Below are 22,817 nucleotides of genomic sequence, written 5' to 3'. Positions count from 1 at the left end.
TCCTAACTGGAATATGTCTCCAAAATGCTGTATAGTTCTTCCTCGGAAGAGACCGAAAAACCCGCTTTAATCTTTTCCTGTTCCTGCAATGGCAGGGTATCCACCCGGATACCAGTCTCCTCATATATGGTATTCCCGTCACTATAAAAAACAGTTACAAATCCATCCTGCATCCGTATATAATAAGCGCCTTCCGGCAGTTCCTGATCCTGATCCGCTTCATTTATCTCTTCATTTGCATTTCCCAGCGGCGTGGCCGGTGCGGGAATCGGTTCCGGCAGTACGGCCTGATCCTGTTGCGCACTGTCTGTATCCGCTGTAACCAGCAGAATGGTTACCAGCAGCGCAAGACAAGCAAGAGCACCGAGGACAGCAATATAAGTCCTTTTCATACGCAAAACCTCCTTATGGCTATAGTATGGACGACTTATTACTAGTTTATTCCATAGTCATAAGGAAGGCACCATGCATGGCCGGTGAATCCGTTACATCAAGTGCAGTTTTTCCAGCAGAGAGACTAAAGTCCGCCCTCCTGGGACAGCGCTGAGCTCTTCTCTCTCAAATCCTTTCAGTAAAATAATACCGATGCCGTAAATCAGCACCGCAATCACAATCGCCAGCAGCGTGGCTGCCGTATTGCTCTTAATCAGTGCATACAGCCCCTTATACGAGAAATAAGCGGCTGCGCCCATAACAATCGACGACAGAAAAGGCACAACAAACGTTGTATAAATTTCCTGATGATAGGGAAGTTCCCGGTCAATCGCGATCCAGTTCAGAATCGCAACTACCAGTGGAAATACCATATTCCCGATCACCAGGGCAAAAATACCCAGATCAGTAAATTTAAGCAGCACTACCACCAGCACCAGATGAATCACCAGGGCGATGGCAGAATGGATGACCGGCAGCTTCATCCGGTTGATTCCCTGCAGTACCCCGTTGGTTACGGTAGAAAGGGCATAAAAAACAACCGCCAGAGCCCCCGCCGCCATAATCTGATAGGCAATATCGCTGGAACCTGCAAACAGCATAGAGATAATGGGCTTTGCCAGCACGCCCATGCCCACCGCGGCAGGAATGGCAATCATCATGTTAAATTTAATAGCGCTTTTTATCTTGGAAGCCACATCCTTCATGTCGTTTCTCACACAGGAGGCCACCATGCTCGGCACCATAGCGGTGGAAACAGCCTGGGAAATGGCGATCGGCACATTGATCAGCGTACGGTATTTGGAACCGTAGACACCCACCAGAGAACTTCGCAGTTCATAGGCCATCCCCCGCCCTTCCATGATTTTGCTGAACAGGGAGTTATCAATCACACCGCTGACCTGATAGATCGTCTGGCTCAGTATAACCGGTATGATGGTCCAGACCAGCACTTTGAAGATACCGCTGTAAGACTGGGTGGTACTGCTTCTGTCCCGGCGCATCTGCCGGTTTAAAACCGGCCAGTATACTGCAAATACAAACAGAAGAAAAAGGAGTGCAACCAGAGCTCCCGCCCCTGTGCCGATTGTGGAGCCTGAGGCGCCATAGGAGGCCGCCAGCTCCTGCCCTGCATATTTCTTCATCAGCCAGCTTGCCATGCCGATACTGACCGCCGCATTGACAACCTGCTCCAGAATCTGAGAAAGCGCAGTGGGGATCATGGTCCGTTTTCCCTGATAGAGTCCCCGGAGGACACCCAGTATAGCACAGACAAAAATCGTCGGAGCCAGGATTTTCAGCGGGATTGCAACTCCCGGAAGATTATAAAACTTAGCGGCTATCCAGTCCGCGCCGAAAAATATAACGGCTGCCATAGCCAGGCCGCTGCCCGCTGCGAACAAAAAGGCGCAGGCAAATACCCGGAAAGATTCCCGGTACTTTCTCTTCACTTCCCTGGCCGCCATCAGCTTTGAGACCGCTAACGGAAGGCTGTAGGAAGATAGAATCAGGGCAATATTATAGATGTCAAAGGCAATGGTATAGTAGCCGCTGCCCTCCTCACCGATGATATTGACTACCGGAATCCGATACAGCAGGCCGATCAGCCGGACAATGATTCCGGACACCGCCAGAATCGACCCCTGGGCCAGGAAATTTGTTTTTTCTTTACGTTGACTCATAATGTTTCTGCTCCCGCACAGATCAAATTGAGATCAGTGCGCTTTCCGCTTTTCTCTTCATTACATTCCCCGTACAGACGTTTCTACTTTTCGGACGCCCCTTCCATCTTAAGCTGTTCCGTCCGATTATTGGGATATACTGCGATAAACGTCTTTCCAGGATTGATCGTCAGACGCTCTCCCGACTCATCATAATAATTCATCTTTTTCGTAGATTCGTTCTTCTGCCAGGTAATCGGAACATATTTTCCGTCTGTGATATAGTAGCCCTTTCCCTTGGAATTTTCAAGATCCATGGTCTGGTAGCCGTTTTTATCAATATTCCACTCTTTTACCAGCTGTATAATAATGTTCTTAAACGTAAGCTGTTTTCCTGTATTTGCATCTACATGAGCTTTTTTAAACTGGAAGCGCTGATATACTTTATTTTCGCTGTCATATGTAAAATACGGCGAAGTATAGGAAGAAAATCCCAGCGTAACCTTCTCTGCCTTCTTGCCTCCGGTCAGTTCCGTATCCTCCTCGTGGAAAGAAAAATGATTCTCCCAGTCTTCCTTCCGGTCCGTGCGGTATTTCAGCTTCTCGGTACCGGCAAGGATGCCCTTCTCGCTGGCAAAGGCATTGTGAGGCGCCTTGATGGAATTATCTCTGTAGAATACAGTTGTCCCGATTCCGGACAGACCGCTTAAATTGTTCACTTTTAAATCTGAAATTTTCGCTGTCGCGTATTTAGTATGACCGTAATGCACAAAAATAGCATCGTATTCGTCCGCAAAGCTGACAAAATAATGTCTCGCACTCCGGATGGAACCGATCCGCTCCAGACCCCCGATATCCTCATAGATGCCTAGCATCCTGGTAATGCCTCCCTCCGCCAGCGCCTCGTAAAGAATAGAAGCCTGAGAGGTTCCGCTCTGGGGATTAGCATAGGAAATGTTATTAAATACAATGGCATAAGGCCTTTTCTTCGCCAGTTCTTCCTTTACCGGTTCACCGGTGAGCTGGCTGTATACCATCCCCTCCGGAAGCTTTGGTTCCTCCGGTACCGGCTCCGGCTCCGGTACGGGTGTGGGTGTGGGTTCCGGCTCAGGCACCTGAACCTGATCCTGCACAGGCGGCTCTTCCTTCTTCTTGCAGCCGGATAACAGTCCTGCCATCATAATGCATACTAATACGATATATCCAAATTTCTTCATATCTTATGTCCCCTTCTAAGTTCAGCGATGGATCGAGAGCATGTCCAGCAAATCATCCTGTCTCTTCTCCATAATCCTGCGTTCTTCCTCCTCCATGTGGTCATATCCGCACAGATGGAGCATACTGTGTACAAGCAGAAAAGCCAGTTCCCGGTAGGGAGAATGTCCATACTCCTGTGCCTGGGAAAAGGCTCTCTCCTGGGATATCATGATATCCCCCAGTATCAGCTCGCCCGTATCCGGATGAAAACAGTCCGCCTGTTCCTCCTCCAGACCGGAAAAATCAGCTGTTTGCTTGTATTCCACCATGGGAAAAGAAAGAACATCTGTCGCTGCATCCAGGTTCCGGTATTCCCGGTTTACTTCCCGGATCGCTTCATTATCTGTAATTACAACATTGACTTCCGCTTCATAAGGGCAGTTCTCCGCATCCAGAACCGCTTCCACCACCCGGTCCGCCAGTTCTTCCACATCAAAACCGAACTCGTCCTCTACTTCCCACTCTACATGAACTGTCATTATTTTCTCCTGCCGGGTCCGCCGGTTTTCTTTTTTCTTCCGTCATAAACCGCCGGCTGCGGCCTTGTCTTTCTCGATTCATATTCGTCATAGGCTTTTACAATCTTCTGTACCAGAGGATGTCTTACTACATCCTGGCTGGTCAGATAAGAAAAACCGATATCGTCGACCTTGCCAAGAACCCGTACCGCTTCGTCAAGCCCGGAGTTCGTACCGGTAGGAAGATCCTTCTGGGTCAGATCGCCGGTCACAATAACTTTAGATCCAAACCCGATTCTGGTCAGGAACATCTTCATCTGTGCCGGTGTGGTATTCTGCGCCTCATCCAGTATGATAAATGCATTATCCAGTGTACGCCCTCTCATATAGGCAAGAGGCGCCACCTCAATGAGGCCCTTCTCCGTATTTCTCAGATAGCTCTCAGGCCCCATAATCTGATACAGGGCATCATAGAGAGGTCTCAGGTACGGATCTACTTTGCTCTGAAGATCACCAGGCAGAAAACCCAGCTTTTCTCCGGCCTCAATTGCCGGTCTGGTGAGAATAATCCGGCTTACCTCATCGTTCTTAAACGCATGGATGGCCATCGCCATTGCCAGGTAAGTCTTTCCTGTACCGGCCGGCCCGATGCCGAACACAATCATCTTCTTCCTGATCTGATCCACATACTTCTTCTGGCCCAGGGTTTTGGGCTTGATCGGCTTGCCCTGAATGGTGTGGCAGATCAGATCGGAGTCAATCTGTGCCAGGGCGTCGTCCCCTTCCTCCATATTCAAAGAGATTGCATAACTCACCTTCTGTTCGGTAATCTCTTCGCCTCTTTTGGATGAATCCACCAGACGGGTAAATACCCGTTTGGCCTTTGCAACGTTCGCTTCCTCGCCAATCAGCTTGATCTCGCCGCTTCGTATTACAATAGTCACATTCAATGTCTTTTCAATCAGTTTTATATAAGCATCCAGCTCACCAAAAACATTCTTTTCGTGTTCGGCCGGAATATCAATCAAGGTCTCTATGATACTCATCCGCTGCTATCACCTTCCGCTTCTCCATTTTTTCTTGCACGATAACTTCCCCTTCCGCGATACAGGTCGTCTCGTCCATAACTATTTTAACATTATTTTTAATAATTGAAACCCCTTTTTCTATTAATTTTTGGAGGTAGAGATCCAGTCGTTTCTCCGCCAGACTTCTGGCTTCCTCCTCTGTGTAATGAACCGTTTCTTCCGTATACTCTCTATATTTTGACACCGACAGGCCAACCGGAAATAAATTCTTAAATTCTTCCGGCACATTTTTATAGTCTGTTACAATATCGCAGCTTTCATACGGATTGACAAAAAGTGGAATCCATAAATGCTGATTCCAGGCGGTTATGCGCAGTGCATATTTCTTTTTGCCGGTGAACTGTTTGACGGTATGATCCATCGGAAAATGATCAAAATAACGGACAGAAGTTTCTATGTACACGTCTCCGTCAGCCTCCACAAGTTCTGTGCCAACCTCCGTCTCATTATCACCAATAATGTTTACCACGCCGGAGATGAGCACATCATCCGGATTTACTTCGTCTCCCATTTTTACCTGTGGCGTTCCTTTTCTGGTTATAATTGAAACGACTTTTCCGGTTACACTGGAGGCCAGATGAGATGGTTCTCCTTCTGTTTTTCCCTCTGCCGTTTTATTGGTTTCCTGTACCTTTACAATCAGTCTGGCACCCTTTATTTCCGCCGACACCCAGCCAATATCACTGTAGTCTTTTCTCATCTGCTGCTCCAGGCTGTTGCAGTCAATATCGGAAAGACGCCGCCCGATACAATAGCCCTCGGAAACAAAATATTTCATAAGAAATTCACTGCTGTAACGATAGTTGCCCAGAATTTCTATGTTCCATAAAAATAGGGACAGTCCATAAATAACCGCAAAAAAGCCAAGAAATCCAACAAAAAAAGCCTTCCTTTTCCGGTATCGGTGAAGCAGGAAGGGAAGCCCGGCTTTTTTCAGTATTTTAAGCCTCATTCCGGTTTTTTTCAGAAGAGGCTTCAGAGACTTGACCTGTGCCGCTTTCATACTAAATTCAAAGTATTTCCGGTTTCTTTTTAATTTCCACAGTTTTATATTTTTACCAGAGCACAAATTCAGGAATCGTTCTCCGTATCCGCCCCAGACCCTGACTGTTACATATCCGCACAGAAAATAATACAGCCGTTTCAGCATAAACAAATTTCTGCAATTTCCGTTTTGAGCCTTCCCCGAATGGAACAGCCTCAACGCGCAATCTGCTCTCTCCTCATCATCTTCTCAGAACAGTATATGCATCCCCGCCGGAAACTTTTCCGCCAACCTTTTATTGATAGCAGATATCATGAAATGTACCCGTTATCTCCATTTCGTCCACATCGAAACTGTCGATACAGATATTTTTGCCGCTGATCACCAGAACTCCCATTTTCGTCTGCACCTTCACCAGCTTGTCGTCGTACTCCAGAATTCCTCTGTAATTTTCCAGATAAATCTGGTTTTTTCCCATCATCGTCAAAATCGGTGCCCCCTCCATCACGTCGGCGGGCAAGTGAAGCCGTTTCAGCATCCGCTCCCGGTATTGGTCCTCCATAACCCTCCTTCTGCCGTTTATGACGTTTTTCGGGTTTTCTTTATCATATGATTGAAAGGTGAAAAAGTGAATTTATCCTTCTTATACCCGTGCAATATGGTTCACCTGCGATATTGCATTCATAAGCAGTTTGAAACCGCTTTTGTTTCAAACTTCCTCCGGGCAAAAATCAGAACAATGGCGAGTGAAAGAATATTGGAAAGCACAATGCGCAGAATCTGCAGTTCGTCAATCCCTCCCGCTGTCACCATGTGAAGGCTGTTGCCAATCAAGTTATTAAAGAAATGTTCAAAAACACCGGTCCAGAGTGTTCCGGTCAGTGCGGCGCACAGCCCCCACTCATATCCCAGTATCCCGGCGAGAAGCACATACCCCGCCGCCATGATCAGCGCCTGTCCCATATCCAGCTGACCTTCGGCTGACCACTGAACCACCATTACGATATGCCAGACACCAAACAGCAGGGCCTGCAGAAAGTTAGCGCCAGTCTGGGAACAGGATTCTTTGCCCAGCTTGAAAAAAAGTCCGCGGAACAGGCCCTCCTCTGCCCACACATTGAGGATATTGCCGCCGATGCAGATAAGGAACGCGCCTGCCGACAGACCGGTGACATTCTGTCCTGTCAGGGCAAAATTGGTCACGAACAGTTCCAGATGGGGCTGCCTTCCCATGGAAAATAAAACGATAAATTCAATCAGATAAGAAAAGAAGAAGGTGACGGCACCCAGTAAAAAGCCATACAGCATGCCTTTGAATATCCCGGTTCTGCGAAAGCCCAGATCCCCCCAGCCCTTTTTCTGCCGGAACAGAGATATGGCAATAACGGCTATAACAGCCAGTTTACAGATTACATTTTCCCCCAGAACAGTCTGATCGGTCTTGATAAACAAAAATTCCGTATACTCGATGGCGCTGCACAGCAGAAATAAGATAAGAATCCTTCGTAACATTCTGGTTTTTCCAGTCATAGCTCCTTAGCCCCCACGATTCTCCAAATTTGGCTGAATACGGCTTCCATTGTACCGGTTTTAAAAGGAGCCGCCTCATGGATCAGCTTTAATCCTTCCAGCAGGATCAGAATGGTCTCAGCCGCTTCTTCCGGCTCTGAGGTTTGAAATTCACCATGATTTCTGCCATAATCAATCACCTGTGCCAGGCACTCCCTGCCTCGTTCAAACTGCTGTCTGATGAATTCTGTGCCAGCCCCTCTCTTATCCATGCAAAATTCGTAAAGTGCGAAATTGATGGTTGGAATATCTGACATCAATTCTGCTTTCGTATGTTCCAAAAGCGCCTTCAAAATAGAAATAGCAGATTCGTTTTCCAAAATGCGGTTTTTCTCCCGTTCCATTTCTTCCGACTGCATTTCATAAAGTAAGTCGATAAACAACTGCTCTTTGGACTCATAATGACGGTAGAGTCCTCCCTTACTCAGCCCGCAGGCTGCGCAGATATCCTGCATGGAAACTGCAAGATATCCTCTTTCTGAAAACAGCCCTAAAGCCGTCTCTCTAATACGATTTCTGGTATTTTCTCCTTTGTTTCCCATCTTCCGCCTCCAAAAGCGACTGTTCGGTCTCTTTTTTCTTATTGTATGCTAGGCATGGTCAAATGTCAATGACAGATCAGCGCGTAGGATATTTTTTGTTACATAAGAACCTTTAGAGAACGTTCCTATGTAACAAAAAAATAAAGCCCAAAGACCTGAGTCTTTGGGCTTCTCCCTCTTAACTAGAATGACGAACTTATTTAAACTTACGTTTTCTAGCAGCTTCGGATTTCTTTTTACGTCTTACGCTTGGTTTCTCGTAATGTTCCCTCTTACGAATCTCTTGCTGAATACCCGCCTTCGCACAGTTTCTTTTGAATCTGCGGAGTGCGCTGTCAAGAGTCTCGTTCTCTTTTACGATTACATTTGACATAGTCTCACACCTAACCTCCCTCCAGTTGTGTATTGTGCCTATACAACTGTTTGGGTAATTTGAATAGCACTGTAGATAATTATATCACAATAATCCATTTCGTCAACCACTTTTTATAACTTGGCACCATGCAAGGATGAAAAATGAATGATGCATTGGGGAATTTGTTCACCGAGGGCATTATTCATTTTTTAGACTTATGTGGCGCAAGCCACAAAGCGAGTAAATGCAACGCATTTGCGAGCTTGCATGGTGCCAATAAACTATAGTGATCGACAGAAAGCTTGCTTCCAGGGCGGTTATTGCTGTTTTTTGATTTATGTGGCGCAAGCCACAAAGCGAGTAAATGCAGCGCATTTGCGAGCTTGCAGGGTGCCAATAAATTATAGTGACCGACAGAAAGCTTGCTTACAGGCTGTCAGCAAACTAAAGTGACCATACTATTTTACAGGAATATATATTTTAACTTCATTGTCCGGATCATCTAAAGACAGCACCGCATGTTCATACACTTCAAAATCCTCACGGTCATCCAGTTCCTCTTTCGCCGCAGTCAGCCATATCCCATAGATATACTGATAAGTTTTAAACAGGTTTGCCAGCGTTCCCCGGTGTGTAAAAACAGCATATCTCCCCGCGCTCAGTGTTTTTTCGGTCAATGCCTCAGGAATACTGTCGTTCTCCCCCACAGGACAGCCCGCCAATACCCCAAAAGAAACATCCCCCTCCTCATTATATGCGGTTCGACGTGTCTCGCAAATACTATATCCAATACCCGCGGTATCATATATTTTCTTGTAACGATGCAGAAATTGCTCCCACAATTGAGGGAGCTGGTTATTGAAAAGCGAGGCTGTCCCCCTGATGCCTGCCACCCTCGTCTCTTTTAATACAAGGATTTCAGGCGTGCGCGAAATATTATTCGCGATATGAGCCACATCCTCAGAGGCCAGTTGCTTTTTAGCACTCACAACCAGATCAAGTCCTGCTTTACGGTACTCAATAGGACTACTTCCAAACGCAGCCTTAAACGCCCTGCAAAATGCCTCCGGTGATTCAAACCCGCTTTCCAGCGCGATGTCAAGAATCCGCCGGCTGGAATGGAGCAATTCCCCTGAGGCGTTATATAACCTGCGTCTATTAATGTATCGGCCGACAGACTCCCCTAATACAGACGAAAAAAGCCTCGTCATGTGATAATAAGAATATCCAACCTCTCTCGACACATCGTCTAAACCGATATTTTCATGCAGATGGCCTTCGATATATTCAATTGCCCGTTCTATTGGTGATAATCGACTCAAGGCAGTATTTATCCTTTTTGTTAAAAATTATACCATATAACCAATGCTCTCTCTACAGACAAAAGAAAGCAAAAAATGTCAGGAATAGGACGGATGTCCGTGCTATACTGTAATGCATTGCTGCAGATGGAAGTAAAAACAGTCAGGAAAGGTTAAAAGGTATAAACAAATGACAGATATTATTGTCCAGGGACTGACTCAAAATAATTTAAAACACGTCACGTTTCAAATTCCAAAGGAAAAAATAACAGTCTTTACCGGAGTGTCCGGCTCCGGCAAATCCAGCATTGTCTTTGATACCATCGCCGCCGAATCCCAGAGACAGATGAATGCTACCTATCCGGCATACGTGCGTTCACGGCTGCCCAAGTATCCCAAGCCGGCGGTGGAACGGATCGACAATTTAACGCCTTCGGTCATCGTGGACCAGTCCCCTCTGGGCGGAAACGCACGCTCCACGGTGGGAACGATAAGCGGCCTGTATTCCAGTCTGCGGCTGCTGTATTCCAGAATCGGCAAACCCTATGCCGGAACAGCATCCTGCTTCTCCTTCAATGATCCAGACGGGATGTGCAAAACCTGTTCCGGTCTTGGCAAGATCACAAAAGTGGATATAGAAGCCATAATAGATCCCAGTAAATCCTGGAGGGAAGGCTGCATCAAAGACTCCCTGTATCGCCCGGGTTCCTGGTACTGGAGACAGTACGCGCAGTCAGGACTGTTCGATCTTGACAAACCGGTGAAAGAATACTCCGCAGAGGAATATAATCTCCTTCTTTACGGTTCCAGGGACGGCAAAGGGAGCCAGGAAAATCCAAAAGTAACCGGAATATTTCATAAATATACGCAAACTCTTCTTAATCGGGATATCAGCTCCAAAAGCAAACACACCAAAGAAAAATCACAAAATCTCATCGCTGAGATGGAATGTCCTGACTGCCACGGAAAACGGTTAAATGCAGCTGTCCTGCAGTGTAAAATTGCCGGATATTCCATTGCAGACATGTGCAGGATGGAACTGACCCAGCTTCGCGATATTCTAATGCAGATAACAGATAAAACAGTGGCTATACTTGTTCAGACGATTATAGAGGGTCTGGACAGAATGATCGAGATCGGTTTGCCCTATCTCCATCTGAACCGGGATACGCCGTCCCTGTCCGGCGGCGAGGCACAGAGGCTGAAACTAGTCCGTTACATGGGCAGCAGCCTGACCGGCATGACCTATATCTTTGATGAGCCCAGCGCCGGTATGCACCCCCGGGATGTCTGCCGAATGAATAGCCTGCTGAAGCAGCTTCGGGACAGGGGCAATACCGTGCTTGTGGTGGAACATGACAGGGACGTTATTTCCATCGCAGACTACGTGGTCGATGTGGGCCCCCGGGCAGGCCAGCACGGAGGGGAAATTATGTTTACAGGCAGTTACCAGGAACTGCTTCAATCCGATACACTGACCGGAAAAGCAATGCTTCATTCTCTGCCGGTCAAATATAATCCTCGTCCCTCATCTGCCAGTCTGCCGGTACGGGGCGCAAATCTGCACAATTTAAAGCATGTGGATGTAGATATTCCTCTGGGGATTATGACTGTCGTAACCGGAGTGGCCGGTTCGGGAAAGAGCACATTGATTTCCCGGGTATTTGCCGGACAGTATAAAAACGAGATTGTGATGGTGGATCAGGGGCCCATCACAGCCACAAACCGTTCTACCCCGGCTTCCTACCTTGGTTTTTTTGATGGAATACGGAGGCTGATGGCACGGGAGAACGGCAAACCGGACAGCCTGTTCAGTTTTAATTCCGCCGGCGCCTGCCCCGTATGCGGCGGCAAGGGTGTCATCGTGACAGAGCTGGCATTCATGGACCCGATCGTCACTGTATGTGAGGCCTGCGACGGAGTCCGGTATAACAATGAAGCACTCTCCTGTACTTACAAAGGAAAAAATATAGTAGAACTGCTTCGGCTTACCGCCTCTCAGGCACTGGAGCTGTTCGATGACAGCAAGATAGTAAAGAAGCTTAAATTGATGCAGCAGGTTGGATTATCCTATCTCACATTAGGACAGCCTCTTAGCACACTCTCCGGCGGCGAGCGCCAGAGAATGAAACTGTCTAAAAATCTCGAAAAAAAGGGCGGCATCATCGTGATGGATGAGCCGACTACCGGCCTGCATATGTCGGATATTCAAAATCTGCTGAAGCTGTTTGATCATATTGTTTCTCAGGGAAATACCCTCGTGGTGATTGAGCACAACCTTGACGTGATGAAACAAGCCGACTGGATCATAGATATCGGCCCTGACGGCGGTAAAAACGGCGGAGAGGTGGTCTTTACCGGAACGCCTGCGGACATGATACGGCATGCCAAAACACTTACCGCTGACTGCCTGAGGGCATCACTCTAAGTTTCCTATAAGATAAAAACTTTGAGCCGCAAAGCCTGATCACACAAGGCTTTGCGGCTCTCTTCCGCTTGAATATCATTTATTCAAATTTTATTACAGCTGTGCTGCCAGAACAGTTTCAGCTTCAGCCAGCGCTTTATCAATGCCGGACGGATCTTTTCCGCCTGCCTGAGCCATATTCGGCCGGCCGCCGCCGCCGCCGCCCACAAAGCCGGCAACTCCTTTAATCAGGTTCCCCGCATGGGCACCCTGCTTCACTGCCGCTTCCGTAGCCATTGCCATCAGATTGACCTTGCCATTTACCGCAGAAGCCAGTAAAATGACCCCATCGCCCAGTTTATCTTTAAGCTGGTCTCCCAACGTACGCAGACTGTTCATGTCCACATCCTGCACCTTCAGCGCCAGGAATTTCACATTTTTGATCTCTTTTACCTGGCTCAACGCATCTCCTGCCGCGCTTCCGGCCAGTTTGCTCTTCAGCTTTTCGTTCTCGGATTTCAAACCCTTTAACTCTTCCTGAAGCGCCTCAATCTTTCTCACCAGCATAGCCGGTTCTGCCTTTACCGCGCGGGCCGCTTCATTTAACTCAGCCTCAGCCTTTTTATAATAAGCGAATACACCTGCGCTGGTCAGAGCCTCAATACGTCTCACACCAGCCGCGATGCCCGTCTCAGAAACAACCTTAAACGCGGTTACGGCAGCCGTATTAGCCACATGTGTACCGCCACAGAGCTCCGTGCTGAAATCTCCCATACGGACCACTCGCACCACATCGCCGTATTTTTCTCCAAAGAGCGCCATCGCACCGGTCTTTTTGGCTTCCTCCATCGTCATTTCCTGTGTCATGACCGGAAGTGCCCTGGCGATTTCTTCGTTAACGATAGCCTCGACCTTCTCAATCTCTTCCGGTGTCATAGCGGAGAAATGAGTAAAGTCAAAACGCAGATGGTCTTTATCAACCAGAGAACCCGCCTGTTCTACATGGCTGCCCAGAACCATGCGCAGTGCTTTCTGCAGCAGATGGGTCGCGCTGTGGTTCTTGCAGGTTGCATTGCGAACGGCTTCATCCACAGTGAGAGTAACGTTTTCACCGGTTTTGAAAACGCCTTCCTTCACGTAACCCACATGGCCGATCTTGCCGCCCTGGAGATGTATCGTATCTTCCACCTCGAATATAGCCGAAGGCGTTGTAATAACACCCACATCGCCGGTCTGACCGCCCATCGTGCCGTAGAACGGAGTCTGAGCCACAATAATGGTACCACTCTGATCCGCATTAAGCTCTTCCACGATCTCTGTCTCAGTGGTCATTACAAGAATAGAAGAGGTATGGGTCAGACGGTCATAGCCCACAAATTCTGAGGTGACAGCCGGATCAATAGACTGATAAATCGTCTCATCCGCGCCCATATAATTGGTAACGGCACGGGCTTCCCTAGCCGTCCTTCTCTGTACATCCATGGCTTTCTTAAAGCCGTCTTCATCCACGGCAAAGCCTTTTTCCGAAAGTATTTCCTTCGTGAGATCCAGAGGGAAACCGTAAGTATCATACAGCTTAAAGGCGTCATCCCCGTTCAGCGTCTTTTCTTTGTTCTGAACCAGAGATGCCTCCATATCCGCCAGAATAGACAGGCCCTGATCTATCGTTTTATTAAAATTATCTTCCTCAATCGTGATTAACTTTAGGATATAATCCCGTTTTTCTTCTAATTCCGGATAACCGTCCTTCGATTCCACGATTACGGTCTCCGCAAGTTTGGCCAGAAAACGTCCCTGAATTCCCAGCAGCCTTCCGTGTCTTGCCGCTCTTCTCAGAAGCCGGCGCAGCACATAACCTCTTCCCTCGTTGGAAGGTATGATACCGTCGGAGGTCATAAACGTAACGGAACGGATATGATCCGTGATCAGACGGATGGACACATCCTTCTCTGCATCTGTCATATAAGTAACTCCGGCTATCTCACATACCTTGTCCCTGAGCGCTTTGATCGTATCCACATCAAAGATAGAGTCCACGTCCTGACAGACAACAGCCAGTCTCTCTAATCCCATGCCGGTATCAATATTTTTATGGCTCAGTTCCTCATAATTTCCGTTGCCGTCATTCTCAAACTGCGTAAATACATTATTCCAGATCTCAATATACCGGTCGCACTCACAGCCCACCGTACAGTCCGGACTTCCGCAACCGTACTTCTCTCCTCTGTCGTAATAAATCTCTGAACAGGGGCCGCAGGGACCTGCGCCGTGCTCCCAGAAATTATCTTCCTTTCCAAAGCGGAAAATCCGCTCCGGCGCAATGCCGATCTCTTTATTCCAGATATCAAAGGCCTCGTCGTCATCCAGGTAGATGGACGGATACAGCCTGTCCGGGTCCATCCCGATCACCTCGGTTAAAAACTCCCAGGACCAGGCAATCGCTTCATTCTTAAAATAATCGCCGAAGGAAAAGTTCCCCAGCATCTCAAAAAAAGTACCGTGTCTGGCGGTCTTTCCCACATTCTCAATGTCGCCGGTACGAATACACTTCTGACAGGTCGTCACACGCTTGCACGGCGGAATCTCCTGACCGGTAAAAAATGGTTTTAACGGGGCCATACCCGAATTAATCAATAACAAACTATTATCATTCTGAGGAATCAGAGAAAAACTTTTCATCCTCAAATGTCCTTTACTTTCAAAGAACTTCAGGAACATTTCCCTGAGCTCATTTACACCATACGCTTTCAAACCATAGCCTCCCCATTAATCTTGTCCGCTTTTTCTGGCGGTTCTGACGTCTTTCACCTTCTTGCCCAGCATAATACCGCCAAAGGCCACCGCCAGAAAGAAAATGTACTTGATCAGATATTGAATAAAACCCAGCAGGAATGACATTAAAAAGCACCTCCAAACAGCTGCATATTTTTGTTCCGGGACCATCCATTTTGTGTCTGAGATCCCTGGCCTTGTACCGTCTGAAAGCCGAAACGCAAAAAAACGCTTCGGCTTTTACAAACAAATTCATCCGGGCAATGACACCGTCCGGGAATATACGCCAAAATCAGCCCATTGCTCAATGGTTGTATTATAACTGAAAATTCTCCGGATGACAAGATTATCTTCTGTGGGAAAGCTCCTTGATAATATCGTTCCAGTCAAGTCCGCATTCCGCCATCAGAACCATCATATGGTACAGAAAATCAGAAATTTCGTATTTCAATTCTTCCGCATCTGGATTTTTGGCCGCGATCACAATTTCCGTCGCCTCTTCTCCGCACTTTTTCAGTATTTTATCTATCCCTTTGTCAAAGAGATAGTTTGTATAAGAGCCTTCCTTGGGATGGAGCCGCCGGTCAATGATCGTATCATATACATCCGTCAGCACCGTCAGCGGATTCACCTTGCTGTATTCCTTCACAATCAGGTCCCGGTAAAAACAGCTTCTGTTTCCCGTATGGCAGGCCGCGCCGATCTGTACCACTTTGGCCAGCAGCGTATCGTTGTCACAGTCAATTTTTAATTCCTTTACATACTGATAATGCCCGGATGTTTCGCCCTTTATCCAGAGACATTCCCTGCTTCTGCTATAATATGTCATTCTGCCGGAAGCAACCGTCTTTTCGAACGCTTCCTGATTCATATACGCCATCATCAGCACTTCATCTGTCTTAAAATCCTGTACAATGCACGGCACCAGACCATCTGTATTTGTTTTCAGCTCTGAAAATTTCATACAGCTGTCAAAAGTATTGACCTGGATTCCCTGGGCTTTCAGAGCCTGTTTGCGGCCCATCAATTCACCCTCCGGATTTTTCAGACAGATTCCGGCCATTCCCTCATCGCGGATCAGATCCAGAGTCCTCTCATCAAAGTCCCACAGGAACTGATACAGAGAAAATCCTGCGTCCAGCAGATCCTGCGCCTTGCTCAAACTCTCCTCCGACAAAAGAAGATATTTCACACCAAACTGGGTCAGCTCCTGGGCTATTCTCTCCGTCACCTCTATTTCGGTAACATCAACCACGATATGGCTGCCGCCGAACCGCTCCACCGCCTCCAGAATCACCTCGGTATTCTGGCACTTTCTGGCATTTAATACTACCTTTGAAGCACCGGTATAAAAGGCCTTTTTAACATCCTCGAAGCGTCTCACATAGATACCGATCATAAATGGAATGTCGACCTGCTTGGAGACCTCCTTCATCTCATGGAGAAAGCTCTCAAATACCTTTTCATCCTCGGAGTACTGATAAAAATAAAGCTCGTCCGCTCCCTGATAGGATGCTTCTTTGGCCAGTTTACTTAAGTTTTCTATCTCAGTTCCTCCCGCGTCATACGACGGAATCATACTGATATATGCCATTGTGCTCATTCCTTTCTATAACGACCCTTTCGTCGATAAAACGCCCTGGATTCTGGGGTCAAAGCTGACTGCCTCGTCCAGCGCTTTTCCAAATGCCTTAAACATAGCTTCTATAATATGATGATTGTTTGTGCCGGAAAGTACCTTAAAATGTAAATTCATGCCGCACGCATATGTAATGGAATAAAAGAACTCCTTCACCAGTTCCGTATCCATATATCCCACACGGTCACAGGTAAACTCTGCGTCACTGGCATAATAAGGGCGTCCGGACAGGTCCACTGCACAAAGCACCAGCGCCTCGTCCATGGGAATCAGAAAAGAACCAAACCTGCGGATTCCCGCCTTATCCCCCAGAGCCTCTTTGATCGCCTGCCCCAGTACAATCCCCGCATCTTCAACGGTGTGGTGTCCGTCCACATACAGATCACCCTTCACCTTTAAGTCCAGGTCAAAGAAGCCGTGACGTGCAAAACTGTTCAGCATATGATCAAAAAAGCCGACTCCGGTTTGTATACTGGTTTTACCTTCTCCATCCAGGGAAAAGGTCATGCTGATCTCGGTCTCTTTCGTCTTTCGCTCTACGGCGGCTGTTCGCTTTTCCATTCTCATCACTCCTTCTCTTCAAAACGCACTGCTATGGAATTGGCATGAGCGGTGAGATGCTCTGCGTTGGCAAACCGGATAATATCCTCATGGATCTCCTTAAGCGCCTCCCTGGAATAGGAAATGATGCTGGATTTCTTTACATAGTCATCCACACTGAGCGGAGAGAAAAATTTAGCGGTCCCATTGGTGGGAAGCACATGATTCGGGCCGGCGAAATAGTCTCCCAGCGGCTCGCTGCTGTACTCTCCGATAAAAATAGCACCTGCATTCTTTATTTTCGTCATCACCTCAAAGGGATTTTCCATCATAATTTCCAGGTGTTCCGATGCGATTTCGTTTGCTGTCTCAATGGCTTCTTCCACATTCTCAGCGATCAGAATATAGCCGTAGTTCTCCAGTGATTTCTCTAATATTTCCTTTCTGGAGAGCTGGGAGACAAATACATCCACCTGCGCGGACACCTCTTCTGCCAGCTGCCTGCTGGTCGTGACTAAAATAGCAGATGCCAGCTCATCATGCTCCGCCTGGGACAGGAGGTCCGCAGCCACATATCTGGGGTTGGCGGTCTGATCCGCCAGCACCAAAATCTCGCTGGGTCCCGCGATCGAGTCTATACTCACGTGTCCATACACTGCCTTTTTAGCCAGCGCCACATAAATATTCCCCGGTCCCACAATTTTGTCAACCTTAGGAATACTTTCCGTTCCAAACGCCAGCGCTCCGATTGCCTGGGCGCCTCCCACCTTGTAAATATGGGTAACTCCCGCTTCTTTTGCCGCTACCAGCGTAGCCGGTGTAATCTTTCCCTCCCGGTCGGGAGGCGTCGTCATAATAATATTTTCCACGCCCGCCACCTGGGCCGGAACCACATTCATCAGCACAGAAGAAGGATATGCCGCTTTTCCGCCCGGAACATACACTCCCACCGAGGCTAACGGCGTTATTTTCTGTCCCAGTATGGTTCCTTTGCCGGTGCTGTCAAACCAGCTGCATTTTTTCTGTTTTTCATGATAGCTCCGGATATTGACCAGGGCTTTGCGGATCACATCCAGAAGCTCCGGATTCACCTGGCTGTAAGCCTCTTCTATTTCCTCCTCAGAAACCAATACGTTCCCGGCAGTAATGTCCGCTTTATCAAACTGTTTCGTGTAACCGAAGACAGCCTGATCACCCTTACGCCGCACCTGCTCCAGGATTGCATTCACCCGTTCTGTATATCCTTCATAATTACTAGGACTTCTCTTTAACAGGTCGTTCAGCAGATTTGTTCTTGTTTCCTCTGTCAGTTCTACAATTCTCATATCAGCCACCGGTATATGCTGCAGGCACATACACTATCCTTTCTCCTGTTATATGTCAATTCGTAATCTGACTCCCGGCTAGATAAGACCGCAGCCGGCTGATCAGTTCAGAAATTCTCTCGTGTTCCATTTTCATACTTACTTCGTTGACTACCACGCGGGCGGAGAGCTCACAGATGTCCTCCAGGACATTAAGCCCGTTCTCTTTCAGCGTAGTGCCTGTCTCCACAATATCCACGATCACCTCGGAAAGGCCAACGATCGGCGCCAGTTCCACAGAACCGTTTAATTTAATGATCTCTACCGTCTGATGCTTCTTATTATAAAAATAGTCCTTGGCGATCGCCGGATACTTGGTCGCCACCCGGATCAATTCTCCATGTCGCAGCAGCTCCGCCGCTTCCTCCGGCCCGCAGACACACATCCTGCATCTGCCGATGCCAAGATCAATCACTTCATACAGCTTGCGCCCTTCTTCCAGGATCGTATCCTTGCCCACAATTCCAATATCGGCAGCCCCATACTCTACATAGGTGGGCACATCGCTGGCCTTGGACAGGAAAAATTTCAGTTTCAGCTTTTCATTGACAAAAATAAGCTTCCTGGAATCTTTGTCCTTCATTTCCTCACAGGTAATGCCAATCTCTTCCAGGATTTCCATGGCCCTTCTGGCCAGCCGGCCTTTGGCCAGCGCAAATGTCAGATATCTCATGTTGCGTCCTCCTGTAATTTCAGTATTTCGCTGATCTTCGCCACATTCGCTTCACCGGTTGCAAGATCAATCACCTGTATCGTATCAGAATCCTCCAGAAACAAGATACCGCCGGCCCCTGTCCTTGCCGCATATTCCATATACTCTTTAAGGCTTCTCTCCCTGCTCATCCTCACCAGTTCAATCTTGATTCCCTGGGCCCGGAACTGATTTCCCAAGTCAATCGCGATTTTCCGGTCCTGGCTGCGATATAGAATCATAGTCATAGGTTCTTCCGGCGGCAGTCCTGCCTTCTGTCTGGAAAGAGCCGCCATCAGCTGATCAATCACCACCGCAAATCCAATGGAAGGCGCCTGCTTGCCAAACTGCTCCAGCAGATTATCGTAGCGTCCTCCTGTTACAATCGCATCGCCTGTCCCGTAAGTATAGGCCCGGAATATGATGCCGGTATAGTAATTGTATTTGCTTAACATCCCAAGATCCACCGTAATATAACTCTGAAATCCATAGGACGCCAGAATATCATAGAGCTTTTCCAGGCGTTCAATCGCCTTTCTGGCTCTCTCGTTCTGGGTTTTACTCTTAATTTCCGTCAGAGATTCCATATTGCCGAACATCTCCGGGAGCCTTCGGAACAATTCCTTCAAATCATCGGAAATCTCTTTTCGGCCAACCATTTCCTCCACGCCGAAAATATTCTTTCGCTCAATCAGAGAACGCAGTTCCTCTGCTTCCTCCTGATTTAAGCCCGCTTCCTCCACAAGGCCGTTAAAATAATCCGCATGGCCGATCTCCACCTGAAACTCCGATAAGCCCGCCTGGAGCAGACTGTCGATCACCAGTGCAATCATCTCCGCATCCGCGTCCACGGAAGAATCATTAATCAGCTCGACACCCAGCTGGGTCGTCTCCCTGAGTTTTCCCTGATAGCTGTCCGTATTAACAAAGGTATCACCAATATAACAGAGACGGATCGGGAACTCTTCCTCCGCGTAATATTTCGCCACGCAGCGCGCAATGGGAGGGGTAATATCCGGCCGCAGCACCAGAGTGCTTCCATCCCGGTCTATAAACTTAAACATATTCTTGGAAGAAACAGTACCTCTCTCCCTGTTGAACACATTAAAAAACTCAAACATCGGCGTTTGGATATCCTTAAAACCATACAACTCCATAACACCGTGCATCCGTTCCTGAATCATCCTCTTCCTTGCACATTCCGTATCATAAATATCCCGGACACCCTCCGGGATATGCAAAAGCTCCTGCTCCATCCTAAACTGTCCCATATTCTCATACCTTCCGTTGCTTTAACTCGCTAAATCTTCACAGTAATATCTTGCTAGCACATAAAACTTAAAATATTATATACAAAAAGCACAAAGATGTCAACCAAAGAGAACGTAATGAAAAATGAATAAGGAATAACGAAGAACACAGCAACAAAAGGACCTAACCCTGTTATTTAACTCACTCTTACCCCGTTATCCCTTCTTCCCTCTTCCCTCTTCCTTCTTCTTCGTCGTTCTTCATTCCTCACTATTCACTATTCCTTCTTCCTTGCCCTTCTTCCTTCTTCATTCTTCACTCTTCATTGCCCTTCCTCATTCCTCCCTCTCCCCCAGGTCTTTATTGATCATCTCCAGATAATGAACAAAGACTCCGTCATGGGAAGAAATCTGAAAATAGGGGTCCAGCTCCGTAAACTGAAAACTTTTGCGGCCTCCCTCCTGGGCGCGGTCCCAGAATTCCTTCAATTTCCGGAAGGTGAGATAGTAAAAGATATCTTTATTGGTATAATAAATCAACAGGAAGGAGACTCCGCCCTGCCGTTCAAACTGCTCCATAAAGTCCATCTGGTGAGTATGTACGTTCTGCAGCCGGAAGCTGTCCGCTGTACATTCTTTTGCATCGAAACAGACCGGAATGCCCTGCACAACCCCTATGTAATCCACCGTACTTTTCTGTTCAAAGTAAGCCAGCGTAATATGCCTGTGATCCTTATCAATGTTGATCGGTTTGATCGGTGTGGGTATCTTCTGAATCAACGCCAGTTTGTTGGCCCTGTACTTTTCATTCGTGAAATTAACCAGTTCCTCCAGCGTGGAACCTCTCAGTCCCCTTGTTTTCCAAGCCATATCTATTTCCCGCTTTCCTCATATGTTTCAATCTCTGTACCGAATAATGCCTTCACCGCCCGGGCAAAAACCGGAGGGGCCGGGGCGGCTATCGTCCTGCCGGAAAGTTCTGCGAGAGGCCCTGTCAGTTCTCCGAATTCCATTCTCTGGGCATGCAGCAGCTGATTTCTCACATGAAAGCGATCCCGGAAGAATCGGTTTACCATGGTATCTCCATATTTAAAATCTCCGGCGACCGGATGTCCCATCGAGGCCAGATGTGCCCGGATTTGATGGGTTTTTCCTGTTATCAGCTGAATCTCCAGAAAGGTAAACCTGCCATCGGAACAAATCGGCCGATATCCGGTACGGATACGCTGCGCTCCCTCCTGCTCCTGGTTTAAAACCAGCACCTGATTATTTGACTCATCCTTTAAAATCCAGGCATCCTTGATGCCGCTTTGTTCCATCTTTCCTCCTACAATCGCGTAATAATACTTGTCGATCTTCCGTGACCGGAGAAGTTCTGCCATAGACTGGAGTCCGGCCAGTGATTTACCCGCGGCTACCACCCCGCTGGTATTCCGGTCCAGCCGGTTGCAGATGGAAGGCCGGAACGTAGTCAGATCCTCCGGCGCCAGCTGGCCGTCCGACAGCAGATATCCGATAAAATATTCATTTAAAGATAGATCCTCCGGCTTGCTTTTTTGGGACAGCATACCGGCAGGCTTATTCAGAAAGGCAATCTGGTCATTCTCATATAGAATGGAGAGTTCCGTTACCGGATAGGTTGCTGCTCTGCTTTTTTTCTGGAAGGAACCTATGGTATCCTCCGCCAGAAACAGCTTGACAATATCTCCGTTTTTCAGGATTTCCTTGCCCTCTGCCTTTTTCCCGTTCAGTGTAATATTCTTTTTGCGCAGCATCTTATAAAAGAAACTCTTCGGCGCCCCGTCCATATATTTGGAAAGATATTTATCCAGCCTCTGGCCCTCTTCATTCCGGCCTATCATTAATTCTCTCAACGTCCAGGTTCCTTTCCTACCGGTAAATCAAAGACTCTATAAAATCCAGTGCTTCCTTCTCTTCTCCCGGTTCATTCCGATCCTCAGTGTCAATTCCCTTTACATAGCTTAAGAATTTATCAAAATCTGTCATGACCTTGACTCTGTAATTGAGTCTTCTTTCCTTCATGCAGGTCACCAGATAGTTAAAGATATCTTTCTCCTGATTTTTCTTATTATCCGTATAACAGACGATTTCCTTTCCGCCCAGTACCATAAAATCCATGTACATCATCTTTTCCCGGGAGGAGATCAGCATATCCGAGAGGACAGTGCAGGAATCGCCCGCGGTCTGTTTCAGCCTGTCATACTCTGCCTTTTCCGGTGAGTGGTACGGAAAGGTAACAATGACAGACACGATTTGTTTTGCTGCCGGCAGCATCATCAATACGGCAAATATCGTCCATATGTTAGCCTTATCCTGGCCGGAGATATAATATCCTGCGATAAATACCGTCAGTGCGGCAGCCAGTAATACAATCATCAAGAGCCATTTTCTGCGTTTTACCTGTTTCAGATACTGAAATTCTCCTTTTTGAACTGAATGATTCTTCAATCTAATACCCTCCTGTCCTGTTTTGCATATCTTGTGC

General features: G+C 47.5%; 22 protein-coding genes. 1 reads left to right on the top strand and 21 read right to left on the bottom strand.

Annotated elements, in window-relative coordinates; genetic code table 11:
• Window positions 1-2: 2 nt before the first annotated feature.
• The 11 genes from ABCW47_RS06525 to ABCW47_RS06475 all read right to left on the bottom strand — a co-directional run bounded on the left by ABCW47_RS06525 (window position 3) and on the right by ABCW47_RS06475 (window position 9,669).
• Window positions 3-392, bottom strand: a complete 390-nt coding sequence (locus ABCW47_RS06525; protein WP_343209045.1) for a hypothetical protein — start codon at window positions 390-392, stop codon at window positions 3-5.
• Window positions 393-485: 93 nt separating this feature from the next.
• Entirely contained in the window at window positions 486-2,114 is a 1,629-nt protein-coding gene (locus tag ABCW47_RS06520) for a putative polysaccharide biosynthesis protein (protein WP_343209044.1), read from the bottom strand.
• Window positions 2,115-2,197: 83 nt separating this feature from the next.
• Window positions 2,198-3,310 (bottom strand): DUF3048 domain-containing protein, encoded by a 1,113-nt coding sequence (locus ABCW47_RS06515; protein ID WP_343209043.1) that lies wholly within the window; start codon window positions 3,308-3,310, stop codon window positions 2,198-2,200.
• 21 nt (window positions 3,311-3,331) lie between these two features.
• Window positions 3,332-3,829 (bottom strand): rRNA maturation RNase YbeY, encoded by a 498-nt coding sequence (gene ybeY, locus ABCW47_RS06510; RefSeq protein WP_343209042.1) that lies wholly within the window; start codon window positions 3,827-3,829, stop codon window positions 3,332-3,334.
• Window positions 3,829-4,854, bottom strand: a complete 1,026-nt coding sequence (locus tag ABCW47_RS06505; RefSeq protein ID WP_343209041.1) for a PhoH family protein — start codon at window positions 4,852-4,854, stop codon at window positions 3,829-3,831. Before ABCW47_RS06505 ends, ybeY begins: the two co-directional genes overlap by 1 nt.
• Window positions 4,829-6,046: a sporulation protein YqfD gene (locus ABCW47_RS06500; protein ID WP_343209040.1), complete on the bottom strand. Its 1,218-nt coding sequence runs from the start codon at window positions 6,044-6,046 to the stop codon at window positions 4,829-4,831. The genes ABCW47_RS06505 and ABCW47_RS06500 overlap by 26 nt, the downstream gene beginning before the upstream one ends.
• Window positions 6,047-6,176: 130 nt before the next feature.
• Window positions 6,177-6,443, bottom strand: a complete 267-nt coding sequence (gene yqfC / locus ABCW47_RS06495; RefSeq protein ID WP_343209039.1) for a sporulation protein YqfC — start codon at window positions 6,441-6,443, stop codon at window positions 6,177-6,179.
• A 119-nt stretch (window positions 6,444-6,562) separates the two neighbouring features.
• Complete coding sequence (locus tag ABCW47_RS06490; protein WP_343209038.1) at window positions 6,563-7,393, bottom strand: CPBP family intramembrane glutamic endopeptidase; 831 nt, start codon at window positions 7,391-7,393, stop codon at window positions 6,563-6,565.
• Between the two features lie 14 nt (window positions 7,394-7,407).
• Window positions 7,408-7,992, bottom strand: a complete 585-nt coding sequence (locus ABCW47_RS06485) for a TetR/AcrR family transcriptional regulator (protein ID WP_343209037.1) — start codon at window positions 7,990-7,992, stop codon at window positions 7,408-7,410.
• A gap of 196 nt (window positions 7,993-8,188) precedes the next feature.
• Window positions 8,189-8,365: a 30S ribosomal protein S21 gene (rpsU, locus tag ABCW47_RS06480; RefSeq protein ID WP_021886387.1), complete on the bottom strand. Its 177-nt coding sequence runs from the start codon at window positions 8,363-8,365 to the stop codon at window positions 8,189-8,191.
• Between the two features lie 440 nt (window positions 8,366-8,805).
• On the bottom strand, window positions 8,806-9,669 hold the full coding sequence (locus tag ABCW47_RS06475; RefSeq protein ID WP_343209036.1) for an AraC family transcriptional regulator: 864 nt from the start codon (window positions 9,667-9,669) through the stop codon (window positions 8,806-8,808).
• Window positions 9,670-9,838: 169 nt separating this feature from the next.
• Between ABCW47_RS06475 and ABCW47_RS06470 the strand changes: the two genes are divergently transcribed.
• Window positions 9,839-12,076, top strand: a complete 2,238-nt coding sequence (locus ABCW47_RS06470; RefSeq protein ID WP_343209035.1) for an ATP-binding cassette domain-containing protein — start codon at window positions 9,839-9,841, stop codon at window positions 12,074-12,076.
• A 93-nt stretch (window positions 12,077-12,169) separates the two neighbouring features.
• Here the strand turns inward: ABCW47_RS06470 and alaS are convergent, their stop codons facing one another.
• The 10 genes from alaS to ABCW47_RS06420 all read right to left on the bottom strand — a co-directional run bounded on the left by alaS (window position 12,170) and on the right by ABCW47_RS06420 (window position 22,780).
• The gene (gene alaS / locus ABCW47_RS06465; protein WP_425516067.1) at window positions 12,170-14,773 is read right to left on the bottom strand and encodes an alanine--tRNA ligase; all 2,604 of its coding nucleotides are present in this window, start codon (window positions 14,771-14,773) and stop codon (window positions 12,170-12,172) included.
• 48 nt (window positions 14,774-14,821) lie between these two features.
• Window positions 14,822-14,953 (bottom strand): hypothetical protein, encoded by a 132-nt coding sequence (locus ABCW47_RS06460; RefSeq protein WP_343209033.1) that lies wholly within the window; start codon window positions 14,951-14,953, stop codon window positions 14,822-14,824.
• Window positions 14,954-15,173: 220 nt separating this feature from the next.
• Complete coding sequence (hisIE, locus tag ABCW47_RS06455) at window positions 15,174-16,421, bottom strand: bifunctional phosphoribosyl-AMP cyclohydrolase/phosphoribosyl-ATP diphosphatase HisIE (RefSeq protein ID WP_343209032.1); 1,248 nt, start codon at window positions 16,419-16,421, stop codon at window positions 15,174-15,176.
• 15 nt (window positions 16,422-16,436) lie between these two features.
• Complete coding sequence (gene hisB, locus ABCW47_RS06450) at window positions 16,437-17,027, bottom strand: imidazoleglycerol-phosphate dehydratase HisB (protein ID WP_343209031.1); 591 nt, start codon at window positions 17,025-17,027, stop codon at window positions 16,437-16,439.
• Window positions 17,028-17,032: 5 nt separating this feature from the next.
• Window positions 17,033-18,331 carry a histidinol dehydrogenase gene (gene hisD / locus ABCW47_RS06445; protein WP_343209030.1) on the bottom strand — a complete coding sequence of 433 codons (1,299 nt, stop codon included), beginning with the start codon at window positions 18,329-18,331 and terminating at the stop codon, window positions 17,033-17,035.
• 55 nt (window positions 18,332-18,386) lie between these two features.
• On the bottom strand, window positions 18,387-19,043 hold the full coding sequence (hisG, locus tag ABCW47_RS06440; RefSeq protein WP_343209029.1) for an ATP phosphoribosyltransferase: 657 nt from the start codon (window positions 19,041-19,043) through the stop codon (window positions 18,387-18,389).
• Window positions 19,040-20,332, bottom strand: coding sequence for an ATP phosphoribosyltransferase regulatory subunit (gene hisZ, locus ABCW47_RS06435; protein ID WP_343209028.1), 1,293 nt, complete (start codon window positions 20,330-20,332; stop codon window positions 19,040-19,042). Before hisZ ends, hisG begins: the two co-directional genes overlap by 4 nt.
• Window positions 20,333-20,647: 315 nt before the next feature.
• On the bottom strand, window positions 20,648-21,181 hold the full coding sequence (locus ABCW47_RS06430) for a Holliday junction resolvase RecU (protein ID WP_343209027.1): 534 nt from the start codon (window positions 21,179-21,181) through the stop codon (window positions 20,648-20,650).
• Window positions 21,182-21,183: 2 nt separating this feature from the next.
• Window positions 21,184-22,185: a pseudouridine synthase gene (locus ABCW47_RS06425; protein ID WP_343209026.1), complete on the bottom strand. Its 1,002-nt coding sequence runs from the start codon at window positions 22,183-22,185 to the stop codon at window positions 21,184-21,186.
• 16 nt (window positions 22,186-22,201) lie between these two features.
• Complete coding sequence (locus ABCW47_RS06420; protein WP_343209025.1) at window positions 22,202-22,780, bottom strand: hypothetical protein; 579 nt, start codon at window positions 22,778-22,780, stop codon at window positions 22,202-22,204.
• Window positions 22,781-22,817: the final 37 nt, after the last annotated feature.

Origin of the sequence: Anaerolentibacter hominis (assembly GCF_032380675.1) — a bacterium.
Lineage (GTDB): Bacteria > Bacillota > Clostridia > Lachnospirales > Lachnospiraceae > Anaerolentibacter > Anaerolentibacter hominis.
The sequence above is the reverse complement of the archived record's forward strand: the minus strand, read 5'-3'. Positions and strand labels throughout refer to the sequence as shown.

Excerpts from the sequence above, each read along its gene's own strand:
- ABCW47_RS06515 (WP_343209043.1), bottom strand. The coding sequence starts at position 3,310 with ATGAAGAAATTTGGATATATCGTATTAGTATGCATTATGATGGCAGGA.
- ABCW47_RS06505 (WP_343209041.1), bottom strand. The coding sequence starts at position 4,854 with ATGAGTATCATAGAGACCTTGATTGATATTCCGGCCGAACACGAAAAG.
- ABCW47_RS06525 (WP_343209045.1), bottom strand. The coding sequence starts at position 392 with ATGAAAAGGACTTATATTGCTGTCCTCGGTGCTCTTGCTTGTCTTGCG.
- ABCW47_RS06460 (WP_343209033.1), bottom strand. The coding sequence starts at position 14,953 with ATGTCATTCCTGCTGGGTTTTATTCAATATCTGATCAAGTACATTTTC.
- ABCW47_RS06470 (WP_343209035.1), top strand. The coding sequence starts at position 9,839 with ATGACAGATATTATTGTCCAGGGACTGACTCAAAATAATTTAAAACAC.
- alaS (WP_425516067.1), bottom strand. The coding sequence starts at position 14,773 with ATGTTCCTGAAGTTCTTTGAAAGTAAAGGACATTTGAGGATGAAAAGT.
- ABCW47_RS06485 (WP_343209037.1), bottom strand. The coding sequence starts at position 7,992 with ATGGGAAACAAAGGAGAAAATACCAGAAATCGTATTAGAGAGACGGCT.
- hisD (WP_343209030.1), bottom strand. The coding sequence starts at position 18,331 with ATGAGAATTGTAGAACTGACAGAGGAAACAAGAACAAATCTGCTGAAC.
- hisG (WP_343209029.1), bottom strand. The coding sequence starts at position 19,043 with ATGAGATATCTGACATTTGCGCTGGCCAAAGGCCGGCTGGCCAGAAGG.
- ABCW47_RS06520 (WP_343209044.1), bottom strand. The coding sequence starts at position 2,114 with ATGAGTCAACGTAAAGAAAAAACAAATTTCCTGGCCCAGGGGTCGATT.
- hisZ (WP_343209028.1), bottom strand. The coding sequence starts at position 20,332 with ATGGGACAGTTTAGGATGGAGCAGGAGCTTTTGCATATCCCGGAGGGT.
- ABCW47_RS06430 (WP_343209027.1), bottom strand. The coding sequence starts at position 21,181 with ATGGCTTGGAAAACAAGGGGACTGAGAGGTTCCACGCTGGAGGAACTG.
- hisIE (WP_343209032.1), bottom strand. The coding sequence starts at position 16,421 with ATGGCATATATCAGTATGATTCCGTCGTATGACGCGGGAGGAACTGAG.
- ABCW47_RS06500 (WP_343209040.1), bottom strand. The coding sequence starts at position 6,046 with ATGCTGAAACGGCTGTATTATTTTCTGTGCGGATATGTAACAGTCAGG.
- hisB (WP_343209031.1), bottom strand. The coding sequence starts at position 17,027 with ATGGAAAAGCGAACAGCCGCCGTAGAGCGAAAGACGAAAGAGACCGAG.
- ABCW47_RS06490 (WP_343209038.1), bottom strand. The coding sequence starts at position 7,393 with ATGTTACGAAGGATTCTTATCTTATTTCTGCTGTGCAGCGCCATCGAG.
- ybeY (WP_343209042.1), bottom strand. The coding sequence starts at position 3,829 with ATGACAGTTCATGTAGAGTGGGAAGTAGAGGACGAGTTCGGTTTTGAT.
- rpsU (WP_021886387.1), bottom strand. The coding sequence starts at position 8,365 with ATGTCAAATGTAATCGTAAAAGAGAACGAGACTCTTGACAGCGCACTC.
- yqfC (WP_343209039.1), bottom strand. The coding sequence starts at position 6,443 with ATGGAGGACCAATACCGGGAGCGGATGCTGAAACGGCTTCACTTGCCC.